Below are 23,061 nucleotides of genomic sequence, written 5' to 3'. Positions count from 1 at the left end.
TTATTGAGACTGAGAATAAGCTTGTCCTGTATAACTATTCCATGCTTTTACGTGCAAAGAACGATGATCGGTTACGCCGATCCAGCGACTTTCTCCGGCATCTAACCAAAAAAAGTTATCACTTGCTACCAAAATAGACTGCTCTACATCATCCGATTGGTTATACAATTCTACGCCTACTGCGGGTAATGTCCCTGTATTTTTCACTTCAATCTCATAGGGAAAATCAACAGAGGAATCCAATAGTGACACCTTAGAGGCTTGAGGCTGACCTACTGTTAACGAAGTCTGTGGTAAGTTCCATAGCACTCCCTGACGATCAGCAAAATTTAACCAGTAAAACGTGCGACATTTGACTTCATTACCCTGCATAATCTCAGATACGATCAATAACGGAGACTCTGCTAGTGGTGCCTGTTGAAGTTCGATAGTACCGATAAGATGTACTGATGGCACTGTGCCTTCTTGTTGCCAATTTTCTGCCTGAATCACTTGTAATTGCTGATCATATATGCGTACCCCGACCGACCATGACTGATCTAATACGCCTTGATCGTCTAACACATAGACAGGTAACGACTGATTTTCATGCGGACTGTTTAATTTGTTAAATAACACAGAAGCTAACAACGGTTGATAAGCATCCTGTGTAAAATAGTGCGACATTTTCGGTACCCCGTACCAATCAATCGTCGCCCACGATACGCCGATATACACATCATTTAATTTATAAGTCACTACACCTATTTCATCTGGAAAATGACAACGAGCAGATTCCATTTTGTGACGTAATGAAGTGACTTGAGCGAGCTGTGTTCCGATAACAAAGTGCTCCAGTCGATCACATATTATAAATGCATCTGCAAATTCTGATAAAATGCGTAACTCATCTCGTGTATCAAAAGCAGGAAGATGATGATAAAAACTTTTGTCCGGTAGTGGAGGCCATTGCTGCTGTTCTTCTGCTGGCATATAACGCAATACCGATTCCAAGTTAGGTGCAGATGCTAATCCAAATTCACTAAGCATAATACCGCCCAAATTAGCGTAATAATCAAAGCTATATGCTGGTGTCCATCCATTCCATACAATATGATCATGTGTACTTCCACCCCATGGATCAGTGCGGTGAAAAGGTCGAGTATTATCAAGTTCTATACTGTAACGTCCCATCATCTGGATAGCTGGATGATCCAGTTCAGTACTGGTCTCATTACCACCACACCACATAACAAGAGAAGCATGATTGCGCAACCGTAATGTATTCAGGCGTACTGTTTCTTCTAAAGCATCCTGCGGTTGACGCGCATGACTTCCCCAACATGTCGGCCATTCCTGCATCACCATAATCCCTTTGCGATCACATAGATCATAAAAATCATCCGTCTCTGGAATGCCCCCACCCCAAGCACGCAAAAAATTAGTATGTTGCTGAGCCGTCAAACTCAAAAAATGATCATATCGTTCTCTTGAAAAATCCATCAAGGCATCTAACGTGCACCAACCACTGCCTTTAATAAAGACAGCACGATCATTTACGGTTAACGTCCAGTTGTACATATCGGCTTGCTGACCGGAAGGTAAAGGTTTCATTTCGATATATCGTAATCCAAATGTAATCTCTTTTTGATCTATCAATATGCGATTATGCATGATCATAGAATCTTCTGATATAGCTGGACTATCTGGAATAAATATTAGTTGTAATCGGTATAAATATGGCTGACCCATATCTAGCGGTGACCAGAGATGTGCATCTGGAATCGTCAATTGTAGATGTACATTACGAGTGTAATAATTAGACATATGATCTGGTTCAGATAGATAAGAATCCTGTTGGATAGATTGTTTGAACTTGATCGATTGTCCTGCAAAATTATCAGGAACAATTTCACCATACAACACACCTTTATATGCTGATTGCTGACTTGCTAATGCAAAAGCAAGATCAATCTCTCCTTGTTTGGCTTGAGCTGTACTGTTTACTTGAACAAAAGGATGTTGGATCTGGACTAACGGAATAGCTTCAATACGTACAGAACGCCAGATACCGACTGCTGGTAAATTCACATAGTGCCATCCGTAATTACAATTAAATACAACTGTCGACTCCCATATATTCCATTCATTGCCGAGTGGTGCTGGATGAACTTGAACGATCAATGTATTGGTCGACTGCAACAGGGAACTCAGATCATATATCGGCCCACCAAATGCTCCTTGATGATCACCCAGACGAGTACCATTTAACCAGACATCACATGATGGAGACACGCCTTCAAAGATCAATCGGGATGAAGCAAATACAGCGATATCTTCGATATCAAACGTACAGCGATACCACCATGTCTGATGACTATACTGTTTGGCTTGAGCGGCATGTTCACCAAACGAAGGATCATCTAATATACCTGCTTGTACTAACCCTTGATGAATACTGCCCGGTACAGGAACGGAAATAACCGATTCCCACGATTGGTGGATTCTTTGTTCCGCTTCACCTCCCTGCACCATTTCCCAGTTACCATCTAAATATTGTTGTGGAGCTTTTATATAAGATGGATTGACAGAATACGTAGCTAGTAAGTCATTCATATTATTTGAATAAGCTGTTATAGGTTGTACTGAGATTTTTGCAGCAGGTGCATCCCATGGTGTATGTGTAGCAGCAAAGCTTTGTCGATCTTGTTCGTCAAGACTGCGGACTTGCTTTAGATTCATATTGTGATTCTCCTCTTGATAACAACAACCGATAAGACAGATAGAGAGCGGTCGTCTTATCGGCAATTGTTATTTTGTCTGGGTAAAGTGATGTGTATGAGATACCTATTCATGATTTACAATTACGTTTTTACGTTTTCATCTTTTACTTTTTTTATAAAAGTATTATTTTTGAATGAGTTTGACTTGATCGATAAAAGCAGTATTGTCTCCAGTCGATGTAGTAGCTACGAATTTGATAGTGTGCTCTCCGGCAGTAACTACAAAATTATTAGTTGTATATGATGTATATGTGCCTGATGTTGGCGAATATGAACCGACCACTTTGTTATCTACATATACATCAAATGTTTGCGTTCCTCCTACACTGGTTCGTTTGGCAGCTTGAAATGTTAATGCATAAGTGCCTGCTGGAAATGTAATACTTTGACTAATCGATCCTGCTACTCCACTATCTGTTTTGAGATAAGCCGTTTGTACTCCGTCTGGAGCATTGGCGGCTGGATTAAATACACTACCATTACGCTGAATACCTGAACGTGTACTGAATACCCAATCGCTTGTAAACGGGCCTACTTTGGTATTGGTTGTCGAAGGGTTCTCAAAGCTTGTATTGGCTATTACTGCTTCAGGATTTGACGGTGGTATTGGTGTATCGCTAGCTAACTGGATCGAGATTTGATCAAGAAATGCTGTATTATCGCCTGTTGTGGTTGTCGCTACAAATCGTATTGTACGTTTTCCATTGGCTGTAAAAGCATTGGTAGTATACGTTGTATAATTACCAGACGTAGGAGCATATGATCCGATCTTGGTCTGATCTACAAACACATCAAAAGTCTGTGTTCCTCCAAAACTGGTTCGTTTAGCAGCTTTGAAGCTAAGCTTGTATTCTCCTTGAGGAAAATTCAGTTGTTGCGTAATACTACCGGATACACCACCATCGGTTTTGAGATAAGCGGTTTGTTGTCCTTCCGGTGCTGTAGTTGCGCCAAAAGCACTGCCGTTTCGCTGTACTCCAGATCGACTATCGAATGTCCACCCACTTGTAAACGGACCTGTTTTGGTTGTAGATACTGTTGGCTTTTCAAAGCCTGTATTATAGATCGCTACAACAGGTGTCTGCTCGGGTACATCATTGGTATAATAGCAACGCTTCGGTAGATTAGGTGTTGGATCACCACCAAAAGCTTCATCTGTACATGCTACGCCATTCGTAAATGTGCCATATTTGAACAATCCATCTGCTCCATACGCTACACTGGCTGTGCCGTCAAAACTACATGTACCTCCTTCATACATACAGAATTGATACCCTTCAGGTCCTGTGCTATTTTGCAATATTTTGTACAAAGCAGAAGTAACACCTGAAGCAGTTAATCCTGATTTAAACGCTTTTGCTTTGAATACTTTTGTTCCACCTTCAGGTAAAATAACAGGCTTGGTATAAAGACTTGAAGAAGTGGTAGGCACACTACCATCTAACGTATAACGAATCTCTGCTCCTGCTGTGCCTGTTTTTACAGTGACTGCTTCAGATGTATCATACACACCGGACTTTAAGCTCAGTGTTGGTGCGTCTACCCGACTTGCTATCGATTGCGGAATGACTTTAATTAAAGCAATTCCATATCCATTCGGGTCTGCTACACTTGTCGCTTTGATAGCTACCAATTTCTCGGTCGTTACATCAGGTGGAGAATATACGCCCGTACTGCTGATTGTGCCATTGCCTGATCCAACTACACTCCAGGTCACATCTGTCGATGCAGAAGCAAGTGTATATTCTTCGGCTGGAGTAGCATACGTATCTGAGGTTGCTGTAGTGGTCGAATTATTATTGACAATATCCTGTTTCTCTTTCGTTTTTACGTCATTTTCAGTAACAGGTAATATATCGTCTGTCGTATACGTATCTGCTGCTACACTTGTCTGACTATAACTAGCGTCAATCACTGTCGCATTCAATGTTAATGTACTGCCTGAAGCTACGGTTGATTCGATCGGTGTCATCTTCACCTGTGCCTGTGGCTTCGCTGTTGTATAAATAGACACGTTATATTCGCTATTGATAGCAGAATCGGTGAATGATTGGTTCGCTGTAAATGAATTTTCTACTGCTGGCAATAACGCATTACCATCGCGCTGTACATCATCTTGATAATTCATTTTGTAAAACGTTTTGCCGATCGTTGTTGTTCCAAAATCGAACGTAACATTTTTACTTTGTCCACTTTTCGATTCCAATACAATCGTATAATTACCATCTTTGGCTTTGAAAGCGGCTGCACGAATATCGCTGGCTCCGCCTGTATTTACTGCAAGCACCTGACTGTGTTCAGGTACATATCTAGCTAACAATCCGGCAGAATAATAGGTTTTATTAGGTTTTAGCCCTAACGGTAATCCATCCCACATCGTATAACTGCCGTTTGTATCACCATCAGGATCAGAAGTCCATGCACCGTTAAGTTGCCACATTAGTGCTCCTTGCAGACCATCATTAGCAGCGCGAATGACAGAATTGGCAAAGCCTGAATCCCAATTGCTCGCATTATCATCGCCCCATCCAAATTCAGTCATCACAATCGGCTTGGAACCAACTGCTGATTTGCGTTCTGCGATTCGTGCTCCCAGATCGTTATAGCTGGCTCCATAGACATGAAAAGTATATGCATCAAATACATCGTCTGCATTTTGCTTCATGTATTGTGTCCAATCAAGCGCTCCTGTTTCTTCCGGTCCCCATAACTGAATCCGATCACGTAATCCATCTGCTTTTAACTGTTCACTAACTGCCCGAGACATTTGAGCAAAATACGCTTTCTGATCGGTAGGTCCTTCAAAATCCCAGCTTCCATTAGGTTCGTTATAAAAAGTCATATATTTGATATTGTCGTATCCACGCTTATTGATTAATTCGTTCAACAATGCTGAAGCAGAACGAGCATACGCCGGTAGATCAGTAGGTGCGCTGACATATGGATCTTTTAGATTGGGAAAGTTAAACCAGCTTTGAATACTGGAACCTACTTTCCATCCAAAGTTCAATTCCACTTCAGTTCCTGACGTTTTTAAGGCATCAATATACTGATAAAACTTCTGCATCTTTTCACTGTTCCATGTATATGTTCCTTTACTTGGTTCCATCCAATCCAATTGAAACCAAACACGAGCTACTTTAGGTTGAAATTGATGAATACGTTGCGTATCCATCGCCCAATAAGCGTCGTTATATCCATATTTAGCACCCAGCGCCATCAGATTGGTTGGAATAATATTAACGCCGATTCCCAAAAAGTCGGACTGAACTACATTTGAGGTGTTAATAGTGACTGTGCGGTTAACGTCTACTGACGCTACTGTTGAGGTTGCTGCCAAAAGAGGGCTTTGAAAACATGGCAGTAAAAGGGATAACATTAAGATCGCAATTCCAATACTACTGCATACCGATCTTGCTTTTTTCTTCATCCTGTTCTCTCCTTTTATGATAAGAATAATAAAAAGTTCGTTTGTGAGCTTCTCAAGCATATTACAAAGATAACGCTTACAAATTGAAGAATCGTTAGAATTAATTGAATAATCTACAGATCTATTTGATTATTTCTGCACAAACTATTGAAAAATCTAATGATCAACTTGAACAAAATCACAGCTTATTCGAGTAGTAAACATTCTTATTTTCCAATTCAGGTATTGCAATTCTAAAAAAGAGGGATTATACTAAGCCTACGATTTTGATCGATCAATCGCTAATCGTTTTTATCTATTGCATGTAATGATTTCACTTATAAATAATGATGAAATATATACACATTCTATGACGAGAAAGAGTACGCTTGTAATCTGATCTACAGAGAGTTGGGTACGGTGCAAACCAACGTTCAGATGCTAGCTGAAGCCATCTCCGAGAAGCAGGCTGAAATAACCAACTAGGTGCTGCCGCATGTCCAGCGTTAACGGGAACACGTATTGATAGATACGTAGCAGAGTGTCATTTTGTGTACGCACAAAGTGGAACTAGGGTGGTAACACGGGTAAAAGACTCGTCCCTTTTTAGGGACGGGTCTTTTTTGTTTTCTTTTCCCTCATCCTCTACTGAATCTTATACGTGAACAGATCGTTATTCACTATTCAAAGACTTTTGAGGAGGAACAATCATGACAACATCAACTATTAGCCAATTTTTAACCCCTTCTATACAGCAAATGAAACCTTCAGGTATTCGCAAATTTTTCGATTATTCGTCAGAGCGTACAGATATTATTTCACTTGGTATCGGTGAACCTGACTTTCCTACACCTCGTCTAGTACGTGAAGCTTGTGTTCGTGCGCTAGAAGAAGGTAGAACAACGTACACTCATAATGCTGGCTTACCTGAGTTACGCGAAAGTATTGCTGATTACTTGTATACGAATTTCAAAGTTAATTACAATCCTGTCCATGAAATGATGGTGACCATCGGTAGCAGTGAAGCACTTGATCTAGCATTACGTGTATTGATTAATGAAGGTGATGAGATTCTTGTCCCTGCTCCCTGTTATGTATCGTATTCACCGATTACGAATCTAGGTGGCGGTGTTGCTGTTGAGGTAGAGACGTTTGCTCAGCACAATTTCAAATTAACACCTGCTTCACTACTTGCAAGTCTCACACCACGTTCCAAAATATTGATTTTGAGCTATCCGAGTAACCCGACAGGTGGAATTATGACGTATGAAGATTGGTTGCCGATTGCTAAGATTGTCGAAGATCATAATCTAGTCGTGATTACCGATGAAGTATATGCTGAATTAACATACGGGCAAAAGCATATGAGTTTTGCAAGTCTACCGGGTATGAAAGAACGCACGTTGTTACTCAGTGGCTTTTCCAAAGCTTTTGCTATGACCGGTTGGCGTATTGGATATGCTTGTGGCCCTGAAGAATTAATTCAAGCTATGCTCAAAATCCATCAATATACTGTTATGTGTGCACCGATTCTAGGTCAGATTGCTGCGCTGGAATCGCTCAAACCTCATGGTCTGGCTGCAAAAGATGAAATGATGGCTTCTTATAATGCTCGCCGTATATCTTTTGTACAAGGATTACGCCAGATCGGGCTACAATGTCATGAACCACTCGGTTCCTTTTTCGCTTTCCCTTCTATCGCTCATACAGGTTTAACTTCAGAACAGTTTGCAGGTCGATTGTTACAAGAAGTGGGTGTATTGGCTGTGCCGGGTACAGCATTTGGTAAAGGTGGCGAAGGATTTATACGTTGCTCTTATGCTACATCTTCTGTGCAATTGGATGAAGCATTAGAACGCATGCGTCAATTTTTGCAGACTCTTTAGTAGATCCTTTTATAGATAAATCCAGTGATGTATAATCAATCATTTTAGAGCTGAAACTGATATTGAAGATTCAGCTCTATCGATTGGATCATGTTCTATTCCCCACTCGATATGAATCACTTGTTGCAGACGTGTGATTACTTGCTCCCAGCTTATTTGCTGTTGTAGATGATAAATACCGTAAGGCATATTCGAAGTATAGAGTATCTCTGCGACAATCGCTGTCACTTCAGCAGTAACAATCGACTGATGATAACCTGTTAACCAACCAGAGACCGATACTGATTGATTGTCGTATAAGCCACTCGCTTCTGCTTGGATACCATATTGCTCACTCCCTATATGCACATTGCTAAATATAGCCACAATAGCTCTACGTATCCAAGGAATTGATAATAAACGAAAACAGCCTATTTTTTGCAGACCAGCGATTATTCTAGTTATCACTACTGAATCAAATCCAAGACGTGTAGATATGGTTGGTATCTCTGTTGTTCTGGCTAATGCTTGTTGATCTGAAAATGGAAAACGATATACATATTGATAAGGTAATGCTGTGCCCAATGACACCTTGCGTCCTTCGGTAAAACTATGAACTTCGCTCCATTCTCCTTGCTTTCTCACCGGAAAAGAGGTATTCAACTGATCGACTGTCCATTTGATCGCTGCTTGACCATGATGTTCTCCTAATCCTAATACAACAGACAATTCTAGTTGATCGATATGATCCAATAAGGTACAGACATGCTGTGCTAGTAAATTGGTTAATCCAGGTGCTAGCCCTACACTCAGTAATGCTGTCGCTTGCCAAGAAGCTGAATTCAGTTGTTCTAGCTGATATAGAAAAGAATCTTTAGCCGAAATATCAATATAATGAATACCTGCACTCAAGCAATATTGCACCCATATCGTATCATGCTGATCCAGACACATAATAACTAATTTTACGTTTGACCATTGATATAATTGTTCAAATTGATCTTGAATATGAGACTGGATAATGACATGTGATTCTGCATAATCATGATCTATAGTACTAGCCGGATGTTGCTTAATATCCCATTGTAATGGCTTTACTTTTCCTTTGGTGGTACGGCTAAATTGCTCTGCTCGGGCTATATTTCTTCCAGCAGCATACACTTGTTCTGGAAATAGTTCACTCAAGCGCTGACAAATAGTCTGCCCTACACTTCCATATCCTCCTACAACAACAATCTGTTCTTTTTCCATCGGTTACACCCCTACTATTTATCTCTATATTTTGGATATGATTTATGCGTTGATTGCACTGGCAGTCCATCTTCTGTTAGCCTGTATAGATACTCATAATCTGGAATCTTGTGATGAGTACGCTCTATGTATTGTTCTGCTGTGGAATCGTTACAGCTTATGGATATATCGGAATTGGTCATCGTCATGCTCCTTCTGGTATAATCGGTAACTATTATTAAGTATATAGAATTATCGTAAGATCACTATCCCAGAAAGATGGGATTTGTATCGCACACATGAGCAAAGATAGAACTTGATAGGACAGAAATCTAACAAAGGTAGGCGATCATTATGAATACACAGACTTACATGCAAAAGCTCGAAGAATTCGCGCAACGTTCTCATTCTTCTTATGCATATATCCACTCTTTATTAGAAGAATTAAAACCAATGATTCCTTTTGCAGGTGCTTGTTGTACAAATATTGATCCGTATCGCTTACTGTCTACTGGAGCAGTAGTCGAACACAATATCGAGTCGATTCATCATCAATTGTTAGCTTATGAATACGGACATGAAGATATCAATCACTACGATGAACTGGTTTATTCCGATCATCCTGTAGTGACATTGCATCATATTACAGAAGGTCAACCTGAACAGAGTTCGCGATATCGAGATATTTTGGAGCCTGCTGGCTTTGGAGATGAATTACGGGCAGCGTTATTGTATAAAGGTAAATGCTGGGGATATTTGACCCTTTTTCGGAAAAAAGATCAGTCTTTATTTAGCGAACAAGAATGTGGGGTATTAAGTGAAATTTCTCCTCTGATTGCCCGGCATTTGCGTCAATTCAGTCTAGCGATTCCTTTTGTCAATGAGATCAAATTACGTTCGCCTGGCATTATGATGTTCTCCGAACAATTAGAATTGTTGTCATCCAATTCGGATACTTGCCACTGGTTAGACGTATTACGTCAGCATGAAGGCATTACCGAATCTGTACTTCCACGTCCTATTCTTGCTGTAGCTAGTATGGCATTAGCTGATTATACTCATACAGCAAAATCATCACACCAGTGGGAGCACCCTTCGACAGAAAACTCACCTATTCAAGTATGTGTACCTGTACGTCAACATGATTATGTACATATTACAGCGTATGGTCTGTATGGCAAGAACACCGGTGTCCAATTGATGATAGCGATCCAATCGGCTTCTCCACTTGATATTTTGCCGTGGATGATGGAAGCTTATCATTTATCTGAACGTGAACAGCAGATTGTCGATCAAGTGATCGAAGGATTATCAACACGCAAAATTGCTGATATTTTGCATATTTCGCCATATACTGTGCAAGATCATCTCAAATCTATTTTTAGCAAAACAAAAACGACCAGTCGTAGAGAACTGATCGCTCGTCTATTATCCCGAACAACATGTCTAGAAGATAATAATGTACCTTTATCATTATAAAATCTCGACATAATAAGTAGACATTACACATATACATGAGACATTCAAATCAAAGTGATTTTTCGATTAAATAGCAACTTACCCAATCGATAGCAATCTTCGTTTATTTCCAGATTGCAGTAATATGCTTGCTTTTACGTCTCATGTATCGTTTCAGCGCACTTTCGCTTTTGCGAGTCGCCAGTGTCTGCTTAACACCTTGCATTAATAATTTATAGCGCCAATCATCATCATGGCTAATTTTGTGTAATTCATCCAAAAATTCTTCACTCATTGTAATCACTCCAGTTCCAGAATACGAACTCTATACTTATATTATACCCAATGTATATGAATTCTTTATGGAAACTAGCTTAAGATTAGCTGAAAAATGTATGAAGAATAATTACTTATTCTTGTGCTCACGTTTAGTCTTATTTCGATTCGTACTACACATGGTAGAGCGTTTGCTATTACAGAGCTTGTATTAGGATCAGTACAGATCTTTTTTGTACTTCTACTTGTGTTTCTAGTCAATTAAGTCAATAAAACTCAACCTTTGATCGCACCTTCAGCCATTCCAGCTAATACTTGTTTATTGAACACAGCGAATAAAACTACTGTTGGAATGGTAGCGATCATAATCGCTGCGAACATCGGTGCATAATCGGTTGTATATTCCCCTGCAAAACGGGTCAGCCCAACAGGAAGCGTGAGTTTGTCAGGATCAGAAATAAAGACAAGTGCTAATAACAACTCGTTCCACACCCCGACAAAACTCAAAATCGTAACTGTCATCAGCGCAGGCTTCGAGATCGGTATAACGATCCGCCAAAAAATACTATAGACTGTACAGCCATCCATCACAGCAGCTTCCAACATTTCTTTAGGAATACCTGTAAAAAATCCGCACAATACCAGTACAGCCGCTGGCAATCCAAATGAAATATAAATCAGAATCAGACCGAACTGCGAATCCACTAATCCGACTTTGGTAAAATATACAAACAGTGGAATCAATGTCGCATGAATCGGAACCATCATTCCTAATAGAAAATAAACAAACGTCGCTTTTGATAATTTCCAACGTAATTTAGTTAAAGCATATGCCGACATCGCGCTAAATACCAGTACAGCGACCAAAGTAGCTGAAGAAATCCAGACCGAGTTCAGCAGATATCTGCCTGTATTACCTGTTGTCCAGGCATTCCAATAATTACTCCACATCCAGTGTTGGGGCAATCCCCATGGATTAGTATAGATTTCAGGTGTTTCTTTGAGCGAATTAAGCAATAACCATAACAATGGATATACATAGAAAATCGCTACAAAACACAGCACAGCATAAATCATGATTTTACCTAGCGGAAAAAAACGTCGTGTATCTACATTACTTTGCTGTTTGGTTGTCTCTACATAAGGCGAAGATTTCATCCTTCCTGTTCACCCCCATCGCTATCCGATTTAATATTCAATACTTGATTTGCGGAAAATCATATTGATCAGTACTGTTGCCGCCAGACACATTAACAACAAGATCACTGACAAGGCGTCTCCATACCCGTATTCAAATTGACGGAACGATCTACCATACAGATAAGAAGCGAGTACCTGTGTCTGATTGGCAGGCCCTCCACCTGTCATGACAAATACGAGGTCAAAGAACTTGAGTGAACCAATTGTTATCAGAATCGTTGTTACTTTCATAATCGGTTGTACCAGTGGAATCGTCATATGCCAGACAACTTTCCAACCTACCGCACCATCGATCCGAGCCGATTCAAAAATATGCGCAGGGATATTCTGAATAGCAGCAATATACAGAATCATCGTATACCCGAGGTATTGCCAGCCTACGACAAAAGATACCGCCCACATTGCTGTATCCGGTTGAGATAACCAATCGTTAGCCAGTGAGGACATCCCCAGCACTTCTAACAATTTATTGAGCATGCCAATTTCAGGATTATAGATAAAGCTCCACATCATCCCTACAGCCACACTAGAGATAACCGCTGGAAAAAAGAAAATATTTTTAAACCATTCTTTACCTTTGATCGAACCTGTAATCAAAATAGCAAGCAAAAACCCGAGTCCTTGCTGAATAACCAGACTGACAAACAATAAAATCATCATATTTTTGATACTGGTAAAAAAGACCGAATCTCTGGTAAACATACGTGTGTAATTATCCAGACCGATAAATTTCATCGGACTAATAACATCCCATTTGAAAAAGCTAAAGTAAATCGAAGCCACAATCGGAATAAACACGATCGCTGTATACAGTAGCAATGCAGGCAACAAAAATACAATAATCGCTGACTTATTTCGTAACATTCGTTCCATCATCTTCCGCCTTTCCAGAACTACAATGGTGTCTAATATTTACTTTGCAGATCATCTAGCTGAGGAATAAGCAGTAAGAAATCACTATCACTAAGGCTCCACATGATTCAGATGCCAGAGAATTATGATTTCTTACTGTATTTTTTTGTAATGAATACTTTGCTGTTTTTTTATTCTTTGTTATCTTGAGTGAATTGTTCTAGACTTTGAAAAGCTTCTTCCGGTGCTTGTCCTGCTAATATCGCTTGAATCGTTGTATTGTATTCATCGCCGATCTTCGCGCCCAGACCTACATCGTAGAAAATAAACATGCCTTTCATATCAGACATTTCTTTTTGCAAATCTTGTGCAACAGCAGGCACTTTGTCTTTATCCAGCTTCACATTGACTGCTGGAATATCTCCATTTTCTTCTGCCAATTTGGTCTGGACATCATTACTTGTCCAAGCTTTGATATATTCAAGAGCCGCATCTTTATTTTTGGTATTCGCACGAATGACTAGATTGTAACTAGGTTGCCCTAACCATGTATTTAGATCACCTTTACCGCCTTCAAATGTAGGGAATTTGGCGATTCCTATTTTGCCTTGAACTTTGGAATCTGCTGCTTCTACTGAACCTACTGCCCAGCTTCCCATCACGAACATAGCCGCTTCACCATTTTTGAACATATTCGTAATTGCAGTATTATCCAATCCTAAGAATCCGGAAGGGAAAGCACCCATATCTCGTAATTCATTCATTACATTTCCTGTCTGAATATACGAAGGGTCCATCCATGTGCCTGTTCCTTCCATCAATTTGTTAAATGGCTCGTCTCCACCTATTCGATTCGCTACCATTTCGCTAAATAGAGCGCTTGTCCATGATTCTTTGGCTCCAAATGCAAATGGTGTAACACCATTATCTTTAAGTACTTTAATAACATTTTTGAGTTCTTCGTAAGTAGTTGGTGGAGTCAGATTATATTTTGCAAAAATTTCTTTGTTATAAAAAAGAGGTACTGTCGCAAATGCTGTCGGGATCGCATACACTTTATTATCAAATGTCAGTAGATTGAATGCCCCTGAAGTAAAGCTTTTTTTCCATTCAGGATCAGCATTTAAAATTTCAGTCAAATCCATAATTCTGCCCGAATCTGCATACGTTTTTAACTTACCAGCAGCATGACTTACAAATACATCCGGGCCTGCATTCGCCGCAAGCTCTGCATTAAGCTTCGGATAATACCGATCAGTTCCCGGGATATGCTGTACTTTCATCGTTGTTGTCGCATCTTTACGTTCATTGTATTCTTTAGCTAGTTGTTCCGACATCTTATACACATAACTGTCTGCATTTTGCCAGTCATAGATAACCGTTTCACTTGTTCCTCCTGTAGAACCTGATGCTGTAGAGGATTCTGAACTATTCCCGCATCCTGCAAGTACACTGCTTAATAAAAGAACACCTGTGAGTACACCGATACTTTTTTTCCAATACCCCTTTGTCATGACTCTTTTCATCCTCTCATGCTTTCGGTATAGAATACGCTTTCATCATATAAGGTGATCGGCATATCGACCATGTGGTATTTCTGACATTTAGCTTGAAAATTCCGACCTTTTTTCCATTAAAAGTCTATTAGGAATACGCAAAATGATCGTTGTTCCTTGCTCTTCTATACTGTTAATCTTCAGACCATATTCTTCTCCATAATGCAGTTGTATTCGTTGATGCACATTCAGTAGTCCTATACCTGATAATGTAGAATCCGAAGGATTTTCCAGATAATGACGTAACGTTTCCAGTTGAGCGGTGCTCATTCCCAATCCATCATCGGCTATCGCTAACACCAGCGTATCTTCACTTTCATACGCATGAATACGAATATGTCCATTATCCATCTGCATCTCTAATCCATGTACAATTGCATTTTCAATAATCGGTTGCAAAATAAACCGCGGTACAATAACAGACAGTACCGCTGGATCAATATCATATTTCATATCAAATTTATCGACATATCTTACTTTTTGAATATAAATGTATTTTTTGACGCTTTCTAATTCTTCACTCAGTGTAATAAAATCTTTGCCTTTGATTCCTTCTCGCATTAGATCGCCTAACGCTTTGGACAATTTACCTACTTCCGGTACCCCTTCGATTCGTGCCATCCAATTCATCGTTTCAAGCGTATTGAATAAAAAGTGCGGATTGATCTGGAACATTAGAAATTTGAGTTGAGATTGCTGACGTAGACGTTCCTCTTCATACACTTGATTGATCAAATAATGAATACGGGCGATCATACGATTAAAGTTCAGACTAAGAATACCTATCTCATCTCGTGACGGATAATTAAAGCTAATCGACCAATTTTCACGTTCGGTATTTTTCATAATCGAAGATAATTGACGAATCGGTCTGGAAATACTGACTGACAAATAATAGCCCAAAATAAGAGTGATCAAAGCAACGACGACAAACAAAATAATCATCCATTGTTGCAGCATAATCGATTGTTCCGAATAGCGAGCCGTCGGAATAATACTTACAATTTTCCAATCTGTATTCTGAATACGTTGATACGATACTATCTGCTGTTTATCATCAATATCATCTGCAAAATCACCTGTATCACCACTGGTAATAATCTTTTGTAAATACGATTCTGATGGGGTATGGTGAATCAGTTCTTTGTGCCGGCTTGAGATAATCTGTCCATGACTATCAATAATAAATAGCTCACCCTGTTCATTGAGCTTAATCTGACTGTACACTTTATAGAGAGCTTCCTCATGATAAGTCAACAAAAAATAGCCTATCTTTTGCAGGCTATCCACATCATAAATAGTACTTACAGCGGCGACTACTGATTGTTGCCCCGAAGGATTGAACCATGACAAATCACCACGATTACGTTGAAGCACTTGCCAGTTCTGATCACGCAAGTCTAACTTTTTGGCATACATACTGGTCTGAAAAGACGTGCCGTTGAGCGCATACAGACTAACCCCTTCTACGTCTTCTCGATCGCTGATTAATCCATACAAAATATTACGTATCTGCTTATCCGCAGAGACGTATTGCAGATCTGTCCATTGTTGTCGATTGACTGCTTTGAGCGATTTGCGAATTTCTTGATTGGTAAAAATCGAATAATACAATCGCTCAATATCATGCATATGCAGTTCTATATTTTTACTGACTTCACTTAGCATATCCATCGTATAAATATTGGTCTGTTCTTGAATAAGCGAGCTAGATTTCTGGTACGTCCAGACACTTATCACTGCTAACGGAATCAGATTCAGTACGATAAAAGCGATAAATAATTTATTCCGAATATTAAGATCACGAGCCGCTTGAATCAGTCGATATAACATCACTTCAAGCATGAGGATGATCTCCTTTTTTGCGAAATTCATTCGGTGTTAATCCATATCTTTTTTTGAATACTTGTCCAAAATAGCGAGCATCACGAATCCCGACTTGCTCGGCAATTTTGTAAATTTCCAGATGAGAATTACCCAGCAATTGAACAGCTTTTTGCATGCGAATCCTTGTAAGCGTATTCAAGAAATTATCGCCTGTTTCTTTTTTAAATAATCGACTTAAATAGTCTGCATTAAAATGATTTTTGTCTGCCATTTGTTCGATAGTAATATCTTTCATATATTGCTTTTCCATTGTTTGTAGCATCTGCTGAATCACAGGATGTAGCGAAGGCTGATCAGGATGAGCGGTATGCTTGCCTTGTAAAGTCAGTGCATATTCTTCCAACTGGTCACGTAACTCTTCTTCTGTACTCTGTCGCTGGCGTTCTTCTATAATCATTGCTTTGGCTTTGAGACAAGCAGCGATAATCTCATCTGGATCAGTCGGCTTCAATACAAATCCTAATGCTCCCAACTGAATCGCTTTGAGCGCATAATCCAGTTGATGATAAGCGGTAATAAAGATCACTTTAGGTGCACATTGTTGCTGATTCAGACTGTCCATCAGTGCTAACCCATCCATGCCTGGCATACGAATATCGGTAAGCAATAGATCAGGTTTTTGTGTGAGACTTAATTGTCTGGCTTCGATTCCATTTGCAGCTATGCCAATCAATTGAAATCCATGATCATGCCAATCTAACATTTCAAGCCCTCTACGAGTCATCGCTTCATCATCTGCTATCATCAATGTAATCATCTGTTCTCCTCCTGTATTCCATGAATTAAGCAATGAAAAGGTATAGCTGTCGCCTGACTCCATTGTGATGCACGCTGAATATGATCGTTATAACTCCAGACAAATTTGAAATGATGTCCATAATCCCAATCGGCTTTCGCTAGATCTTGTTGCCAGAATTCAATATCTGTATAGCAAAAAGGTACAGGAATAGCCTGTTGAAGTGGCAAACGATCTACAGGTGAATACAGACTATGTGTATCTGTTGTGTGTCCATCCCAATGACGACTAGCTCGCAACACTTTGCACATTTGTAATAAAGGATATAATCCACGTCTAAATAATGAAGATTGTCCTAGATCATGCAATATATTTAGCGCATGAGAAAAGGTTAACGTATGACCGATCAGATCATGATGAGCTTCGGCGATATAGATAGGGTCTGTCTCTGCTAATTCTTGCAAAATAAACGCTGACAACTGCGCAGGAGATTCGATACTTGGAAATGAATCGGTGACAGTAATCTCTAATCTTTTCACTTCAGATGCTTTGTATCCAATCCATGAACGTCCAGCAATGGTACGATCAAAAGCTTGAATTAATTGCTGAATACGTGTGATATGTTCTAGACTTCCCCATGCTTCCAGTTCTCGAATAGCAAGTAATGAGACAGCAGTATAGATCACATTATGCCCGACCCAATGCAGTTGATCGATATTGGCATCTAATGCAGGTAGAATGATAGATAACGCTTCAGCATAAGTGACAGGTACAGACTCTACCAATAAAGCCTCGCTAGATTCCTGTATATGTTCTCTAACCATCTGTTCTGCTTGATTGATTATCGCTTGCGCGCCTTCAGTAGTGATCGAAGAAGATTTCGCTAGAAACGATGCTGCTATACTGGCTGTTCCATAATGAGCATCCCAGATATCTCCTGTCTGCTTCTGACAATCAGCAATAATAGCTAGTCCTTGTTGCAAAAGTGATCGGGGTGACATATATATCCCTGCTTTCTAATGTGATATAAGGTTGACGAATCATTTTTTTTCGTTAATGATAAAAGAAGTGAGTTATTACGGTAGCTGACGATGATTGATGAATCTACATAACAGAGGAGCGTTTATAATGAAATATCGTAATTTGGGTCGTACAGGACTAAAAGTTAGTGAGATCAGCCTTGGAAGCTGGTTAACATATGGCACAGCGGCAGAACAGCAAGCAGCCGATGATTGCGTACGCACTGCTTTTGAATCAGGGATTAATTTTTTTGATACCGCAAACGCTTACAACCGTGGTGAAGGTGAAAAAGCGATTGGAGCGGCTCTTCGTTCCTATGAACGTTCTAGTTATGTATTGAGCACCAAGGTATTTTTCCCGATGGGCGATGGGCCGAATGACCGCGGATTGTCACGTAAGCATATTATGGAACAATGCGAAGCCAGTCTCAAGCGTCTCGGTACAGATTATATCGACGTTTATTTCTGCCATCGATTCGATACAGAGACACCAACAGAAGAAACATTACGTGCACTAGATGATCTTACATCACAAGGCAAAATTTTGTATAGTGCTGTAAGTGAATGGACAGCCGCGCAGATCAGTGATGCGGCTCATATTGCAGATCGTCTACGCTTACGCCCACTTGCGGCTAACCAACCGATTTATAATCTATTTGAGCGTTATATTGAAGATGAAGTTCTAGGTGTATCCGAGCAACATGGATTGGGACAAGTTGTCTTCTCCCCTCTTGCTCAAGGTATTTTGACAGGTAAATACAAACCAGGTCAAGCACCAGCCGCTGGAACACGCGCAGCCGATGATTCAGTCAACCATGTTATCAATAGCTATCTACGAGATGATGTACTGGAAGTAGTCGGCAAATTAGATCAATTGGCTCAAAGTATGGATATCAAATTATCGCAATTAGCACTTGCCTGGGTTCTTCGTCAACCTGGTGTCAGTTCAGCAATTATCGGTGCTTCCAAGCCTCATCAGATTCAAGAAAATGTAGAAGCGGTAAATATTAGTTTGAGCGAAGATACATTATCACAGATCGATCAGATGATGGAAGATATTCAAGATTTCTCACCGATGCGTTAATGATATACAGATACATGGGAGTAAATCTGAATATGTGAAATAGATCTGATCCATCATTGCTAGGAGGAGAAGATATGGATAATATTCAGATTGGACAGACGCAGATTGGACTACTTCAAGGAGATATTACAGTCCAACACGTTGATGCTATTGTGAATGCTGCTAACTCTAGTCTTCTTGGAGGTGGTGGTGTTGATGGAGCTATTCATCGCGCAGGTGGGTCTGCTATTCTAGAAGAATGTCAGCAGATTCGTAATCGTCAAGGCGGCTGCCCGACAGGAGAAGCTGTAATCACCACAGCCGGACGCTTGCCAGCCAAGCATGTTATTCATACGGTAGGCCCGGTATGGAATGGAGGATCTAACAATGAACGCCAGTTACTGGCTCATTGTTATGTTCACTCTCTTCAGCTAGCAGATGAGCATCAGCTTACATCGATTGCTTTTCCTAATATCAGTACAGGGATTTATCATTTCCCAAAAAAAGAAGCAGCTACAATCGCTTTGCAGACAGTAAAAGAGTATATAGAGCAACATCCAGACACTACATTACAACAGATCGTTTTTGTCTGTTATGATGCAGATAATCTTGCACTGTATCAACAACAAATAAAAGCTTTATAGATTGATATCATTGTATAGTCAGTATCGATCATCATGAAGAAATATAATCGATCACAGCCAAAAAAATACCCTGCTCTTTCTATCACAGTACTTGTCTGTGAGAAAGGGCAGGGTATTTGTGTACATTAGCTATAATTAACGTTCGTCATTCCAGAAATTGACCGGATGGTTTTGTTTGCTTAGTACTTTGAACGTATAACCATCTTTTTTCAACGTTTCTAATACTAATGGCAATACTTTAAGTGTAGCAGGTTGATCATGCATCAATACAACAGGAGCTGTACCACGTTTTTCTACAGAATTGACCTGACTCATAATATTTTTGTAGACACGTTGATGATCTTTTTTGTATTTCCAATCCAATGAATCTACATTCCAATCCCATAGATGGAAGCCACCTTGATTCAGCATCACATCACGATAACCTTGTTTCATATAAGGCTTACTACCATAAGGCGTACGCACAAGACTGGTACGAACACCAGCTACTTCATACAGACTTTCGTTTGCATCACGCATTTCTTTATAAGCACTGAATGGTGAATTATAGAATTTTTTGACAACATGAGTAACTCCATGCAATCCCAGTCCATTGCCTTCTTTTACAATACGCTTGGTTGCTGTCTGATACTGTTCCATATGCGGTCCTAACATAAAGAATGTTGCTTTAGCATCGTATTTGTCCAATATATCTAGCAATTGCATTGTATGCGCTGTTGGGCCATCATCAAATGTTAGATAAATAACTTTTTCTGCTTTCTCAGAACGTGTAGTACTTTGACTCTTTGTAGCATTTTTGCTTGTGTGTGCACTGGCTACCACAGTTTGTGTAGCGAATTGCGGAATCAACAATCCAATTAAAATCGTAACTAACATCCATTTTTGATAACGTGACATAATAATGTTTCCCTCTCCCTTATCTTATGTACTTTCGACATCTCTCGTCATTATTATATCTAATATGCGCAATACAATTCATCCTTCAATAGCTACTTTCAGATCACATTTTTGTTACGATTGATAAAAACAAAAAACAATTTCGTAAATTTATCTGTTATAAAACGTACAAAAAGACTACATTTTTACCTGTAGCCCTTTTTGATCGTATGATATTTATTACTTGTGTATCTGTATTGATGACTGTGCTGATTTGCGTTTCATCAGGCGTATCTTTGTTTTGGTATCGGAATCTATTCGATATGATTCGGTTATTTTCTGCAACGCTTTATTGTACGTAAATACATCTAACTGATTATGTTGCAAATAATACATGGTCGGTTCAGGCAAATGAATATAACAGATCGAGATCGCCCATGCGACAGCCATTTTGACATAATATCCGTTATGCTCAATCCGATCCAAGCGTTCTAATACTTCTTGAATATAGACATCATCTACATAATACGTCAGTAACATCACAACTGCGAAGCGAACTTCATATTCATGCTTCGAAGAAAGATAAGGTGTAATGAAATTCCATACTTGTTGCTGATGGAATGTTGTACATTTTAGCCCACCACAGAATCGATCACATACAGACCAATTATCAATTTTGGGGACAAATGAAGTGATATATTGTAATCGTTCATCAATATCCATCTCTGCATACCCGATGACCATTCCTTGAAGCATCACTTCTTCGAAATATTCCTGCTCTGCTTCTTGTAAATACGTACGCCAATCGGCTTTGGCAATGCGCTGAGCCATGATCCGCAGTTGTGGTATACGTACTCCTAATATGTTTGTAATTGTGGGTAGCAAGCTTGATGCAAATTTCTGATAATCATGATCTACTTTAGCTAGTATTTGCTCGCGAATAATAATACCTCCTTGATAATGGTGGATAGTCTATCAAAACGATCATTTAAAACTCCAACTTATTTGATAGTACAAAAAGATAGCTTAGACGTATAACTATATTGTTTTCCCTGCTGGAAGCAGTTCTTTTTCCAAATCCAATAACGTTGTTTTCATATCTAATCCTCCGCGATATCCTGTTAATGCTCCGCCTTTGCCAATAACCCGGTGACAAGGAATCGTTATTAGAAAAGGATTCGCTCCGATCGCTGCTCCAACTGCACGTACTGCCGCAGGTCGTCCGATATGCTGAGCGATATCCGAGTATGACCATGTCTGTCCATAAGGAATCTGCAACAAGGCTTGCCATACTTGTAATTGAAAAGGAGTCCCTTGAAAATCATGAGCAATCGTGAATTGTTGACGCTCTCCCTGTAGATATTGAATCAATTGCTCGGCATACGGTTCTAGCTTCTGCTTATCTTCGACTAGAACACTTCCAGTCCGTCTAGTGTGTATCCATGTCTCCATTTCTGCAAAAGGTTGACCTTGCGAGCCTACATAACATAGTCCATTGCTTGAGGCTGCAATATAGAATTGCCATAGATGATGATTGATCTGTGTCCAGTAGATATTGGGCTGAGCTAGATCTTTATTTCTGTTGTCTGTTGTTGTCATAAACTCTACTCTCCTTTTACTAATTGGTCAGCATGATGCTGTTTGCGATATTGTGCGGGCGTGATGCCGATTTTCTTTTTGAATAAAGTGACAAAGTATGAAGTGTTCGGTATGCCTATATTCAATCCGATTGCAGTCATACTATGATTGGTAGTAATCAGTTCCTGACAAGCTTGATCGATACGACAACGCTGAATATACTCTACCGGCGTAATATTCATTACTTTTTTGAATGTACGATGTAAATGATACGGGCTACCATGACCTATCTCTGCTAATCCATGTAATGTTAATGGCTCTGTATAATGCTGATCGATATATTGTGTAATGACAGCGATCCACTCCTGATCAGGCAATCGTTCTCCTGTAGGCTTGCATCGTTTGCAAGGACGATACTGAGCATGCAGTGCTTGATCGGGATCTGCAAAAATAGTTACATTCTGTGGTCGAGGTGCTTTCGATTTACAAGAAGGACGGCAAAATATGCCTGTCGTCCGTACTGCATACCAAAACTGACCATCATATGAAGAATCATTATTGACAATCGCTTGCCATTGTTCGGTAGTGATATGTGGACTATCTGTTATATGCGTTGCAGTATTATTCATCGCTCTTCACCTCTACCTGTA

18 protein-coding genes and 1 other annotated feature are annotated in these 23,061 nt (G+C 39.8%); of the genes, 4 read left to right on the top strand and 14 right to left on the bottom strand.

The features are described from left to right. Window positions 1–2,721: a glycoside hydrolase family 2 protein gene (locus PQ460_RS09750; protein WP_274172501.1), complete on the bottom strand. Its 2,721-nt coding sequence runs from the start codon at window positions 2,719–2,721 to the stop codon at window positions 1–3. A 165-nt stretch (window positions 2,722–2,886) separates the two neighbouring features. After that, a complete protein-coding gene (locus tag PQ460_RS09745) occupies window positions 2,887–6,192 on the bottom strand; it encodes a chitobiase/beta-hexosaminidase C-terminal domain-containing protein (protein WP_274172500.1) in 3,306 nt (1,101 codons plus the stop codon). A 340-nt stretch (window positions 6,193–6,532) separates the two neighbouring features. Further along, window positions 6,533–6,778: a binding site (T-box leader), on the top strand. A gap of 103 nt (window positions 6,779–6,881) precedes the next feature. On the opposite strand from PQ460_RS09745, the gene PQ460_RS09740 reads away from it, so the two are divergent. Then, window positions 6,882–8,057: an aminotransferase class I/II-fold pyridoxal phosphate-dependent enzyme gene (locus tag PQ460_RS09740; protein WP_274172499.1), complete on the top strand. Its 1,176-nt coding sequence runs from the start codon at window positions 6,882–6,884 to the stop codon at window positions 8,055–8,057. Between the two features lie 39 nt (window positions 8,058–8,096). Here PQ460_RS09740 and PQ460_RS09735 read toward each other — a convergent pair whose 3' ends face one another. Further along, window positions 8,097–9,287 carry a saccharopine dehydrogenase NADP-binding domain-containing protein gene (locus PQ460_RS09735; RefSeq protein ID WP_274172498.1) on the bottom strand — a complete coding sequence of 397 codons (1,191 nt, stop codon included), beginning with the start codon at window positions 9,285–9,287 and terminating at the stop codon, window positions 8,097–8,099. 351 nt (window positions 9,288–9,638) lie between these two features. Between PQ460_RS09735 and PQ460_RS09730 the strand changes: the two genes are divergently transcribed. Then, window positions 9,639–10,745 carry a LuxR C-terminal-related transcriptional regulator gene (locus PQ460_RS09730; protein WP_274172497.1) on the top strand — a complete coding sequence of 369 codons (1,107 nt, stop codon included), beginning with the start codon at window positions 9,639–9,641 and terminating at the stop codon, window positions 10,743–10,745. Between the two features lie 103 nt (window positions 10,746–10,848). On the opposite strand, the gene PQ460_RS09725 is transcribed toward PQ460_RS09730, so the two are convergent. From PQ460_RS09725 to PQ460_RS09695, 7 genes are all read right to left on the bottom strand, one after another. Next, entirely contained in the window at window positions 10,849–11,019 is a 171-nt protein-coding gene (locus tag PQ460_RS09725) for a hypothetical protein (protein WP_273612754.1), read from the bottom strand. 257 nt (window positions 11,020–11,276) lie between these two features. Next, window positions 11,277–12,158, bottom strand: coding sequence for a carbohydrate ABC transporter permease (locus PQ460_RS09720; protein ID WP_274172496.1), 882 nt, complete (start codon window positions 12,156–12,158; stop codon window positions 11,277–11,279). 30 nt (window positions 12,159–12,188) lie between these two features. Continuing rightward, a complete protein-coding gene (locus PQ460_RS09715) occupies window positions 12,189–13,073 on the bottom strand; it encodes a carbohydrate ABC transporter permease (RefSeq protein WP_273612756.1) in 885 nt (294 codons plus the stop codon). Between the two features lie 170 nt (window positions 13,074–13,243). Then, complete coding sequence (locus tag PQ460_RS09710) at window positions 13,244–14,566, bottom strand: ABC transporter substrate-binding protein (RefSeq protein ID WP_274172495.1); 1,323 nt, start codon at window positions 14,564–14,566, stop codon at window positions 13,244–13,246. Window positions 14,567–14,656: 90 nt separating this feature from the next. Continuing rightward, on the bottom strand, window positions 14,657–16,453 hold the full coding sequence (locus tag PQ460_RS09705; protein ID WP_274172494.1) for a sensor histidine kinase: 1,797 nt from the start codon (window positions 16,451–16,453) through the stop codon (window positions 14,657–14,659). Next, window positions 16,446–17,252 (bottom strand): response regulator transcription factor, encoded by an 807-nt coding sequence (locus tag PQ460_RS09700; protein ID WP_274172493.1) that lies wholly within the window; start codon window positions 17,250–17,252, stop codon window positions 16,446–16,448. The genes PQ460_RS09705 and PQ460_RS09700 overlap by 8 nt, the downstream gene beginning before the upstream one ends. Continuing rightward, window positions 17,249–18,232: a hypothetical protein gene (locus tag PQ460_RS09695; protein ID WP_274172492.1), complete on the bottom strand. Its 984-nt coding sequence runs from the start codon at window positions 18,230–18,232 to the stop codon at window positions 17,249–17,251. Before PQ460_RS09695 ends, PQ460_RS09700 begins: the two co-directional genes overlap by 4 nt. Before the next feature lie 127 nt (window positions 18,233–18,359). Here PQ460_RS09695 and PQ460_RS09690 point away from each other — a divergent pair, with 127 nt between their 5' ends. Both PQ460_RS09690 and PQ460_RS09685 read left to right on the top strand, forming a co-directional pair. Then, complete coding sequence (locus tag PQ460_RS09690) at window positions 18,360–19,334, top strand: aldo/keto reductase family protein (protein ID WP_274172491.1); 975 nt, start codon at window positions 18,360–18,362, stop codon at window positions 19,332–19,334. 74 nt (window positions 19,335–19,408) lie between these two features. After that, window positions 19,409–19,957, top strand: coding sequence for an O-acetyl-ADP-ribose deacetylase (locus PQ460_RS09685; RefSeq protein ID WP_274172490.1), 549 nt, complete (start codon window positions 19,409–19,411; stop codon window positions 19,955–19,957). Window positions 19,958–20,092: 135 nt separating this feature from the next. Here the strand turns inward: PQ460_RS09685 and PQ460_RS09680 are convergent, their stop codons facing one another. The 4 genes from PQ460_RS09680 to PQ460_RS09665 form a co-directional block, all read right to left on the bottom strand. Further along, window positions 20,093–20,854 carry a polysaccharide deacetylase family protein gene (locus PQ460_RS09680; protein WP_274172489.1) on the bottom strand — a complete coding sequence of 254 codons (762 nt, stop codon included), beginning with the start codon at window positions 20,852–20,854 and terminating at the stop codon, window positions 20,093–20,095. 219 nt (window positions 20,855–21,073) lie between these two features. After that, window positions 21,074–21,664, bottom strand: a complete 591-nt coding sequence (locus PQ460_RS09675; RefSeq protein ID WP_274172488.1) for a DNA alkylation repair protein — start codon at window positions 21,662–21,664, stop codon at window positions 21,074–21,076. A gap of 207 nt (window positions 21,665–21,871) precedes the next feature. Continuing rightward, window positions 21,872–22,432 (bottom strand): methylated-DNA--[protein]-cysteine S-methyltransferase, encoded by a 561-nt coding sequence (locus tag PQ460_RS09670; protein WP_274172487.1) that lies wholly within the window; start codon window positions 22,430–22,432, stop codon window positions 21,872–21,874. A gap of 5 nt (window positions 22,433–22,437) precedes the next feature. After that, on the bottom strand, window positions 22,438–23,040 hold the full coding sequence (locus tag PQ460_RS09665) for a bifunctional transcriptional activator/DNA repair enzyme AdaA (RefSeq protein ID WP_274172486.1): 603 nt from the start codon (window positions 23,038–23,040) through the stop codon (window positions 22,438–22,440). Window positions 23,041–23,061: the final 21 nt, after the last annotated feature.

It is taken from the genome of Paenibacillus sp. KACC 21273 (assembly GCF_028736095.1).
In the GTDB taxonomy this organism is placed as follows: Bacteria; Bacillota; Bacilli; order Paenibacillales; family Paenibacillaceae; genus Saccharibacillus; species Saccharibacillus kyungheensis.
The sequence above is the reverse complement of the archived record's forward strand: the minus strand, read 5'-3'. Positions and strand labels throughout refer to the sequence as shown.

Coding starts and splice junctions, on each gene's coding strand:
- PQ460_RS09745 (WP_274172500.1), bottom strand. CDS start 6,192: ATGAAGAAAAAAGCAAGATCGGTATGCAGTAGTATTGGAATTGCGATC.
- PQ460_RS09695 (WP_274172492.1), bottom strand. CDS start 18,232: ATGTCACCCCGATCACTTTTGCAACAAGGACTAGCTATTATTGCTGAT.
- PQ460_RS09725 (WP_273612754.1), bottom strand. CDS start 11,019: ATGAGTGAAGAATTTTTGGATGAATTACACAAAATTAGCCATGATGAT.
- PQ460_RS09705 (WP_274172494.1), bottom strand. CDS start 16,453: ATGCTTGAAGTGATGTTATATCGACTGATTCAAGCGGCTCGTGATCTT.
- PQ460_RS09670 (WP_274172487.1), bottom strand. CDS start 22,432: ATGACAACAACAGACAACAGAAATAAAGATCTAGCTCAGCCCAATATC.
- PQ460_RS09675 (WP_274172488.1), bottom strand. CDS start 21,664: ATGGCTCAGCGCATTGCCAAAGCCGATTGGCGTACGTATTTACAAGAA.
- PQ460_RS09680 (WP_274172489.1), bottom strand. CDS start 20,854: ATGTCACGTTATCAAAAATGGATGTTAGTTACGATTTTAATTGGATTG.
- PQ460_RS09700 (WP_274172493.1), bottom strand. CDS start 17,252: ATGATTACATTGATGATAGCAGATGATGAAGCGATGACTCGTAGAGGG.
- PQ460_RS09730 (WP_274172497.1), top strand. CDS start 9,639: ATGCAAAAGCTCGAAGAATTCGCGCAACGTTCTCATTCTTCTTATGCA.
- PQ460_RS09715 (WP_273612756.1), bottom strand. CDS start 13,073: ATGGAACGAATGTTACGAAATAAGTCAGCGATTATTGTATTTTTGTTG.
- PQ460_RS09735 (WP_274172498.1), bottom strand. CDS start 9,287: ATGGAAAAAGAACAGATTGTTGTTGTAGGAGGATATGGAAGTGTAGGG.
- PQ460_RS09750 (WP_274172501.1), bottom strand. CDS start 2,721: ATGAATCTAAAGCAAGTCCGCAGTCTTGACGAACAAGATCGACAAAGC.
- PQ460_RS09710 (WP_274172495.1), bottom strand. CDS start 14,566: ATGACAAAGGGGTATTGGAAAAAAAGTATCGGTGTACTCACAGGTGTT.
- PQ460_RS09685 (WP_274172490.1), top strand. CDS start 19,409: ATGGATAATATTCAGATTGGACAGACGCAGATTGGACTACTTCAAGGA.
- PQ460_RS09740 (WP_274172499.1), top strand. CDS start 6,882: ATGACAACATCAACTATTAGCCAATTTTTAACCCCTTCTATACAGCAA.
- PQ460_RS09690 (WP_274172491.1), top strand. CDS start 18,360: ATGAAATATCGTAATTTGGGTCGTACAGGACTAAAAGTTAGTGAGATC.
- PQ460_RS09665 (WP_274172486.1), bottom strand. CDS start 23,040: ATGAATAATACTGCAACGCATATAACAGATAGTCCACATATCACTACC.
- PQ460_RS09720 (WP_274172496.1), bottom strand. CDS start 12,158: ATGAAATCTTCGCCTTATGTAGAGACAACCAAACAGCAAAGTAATGTA.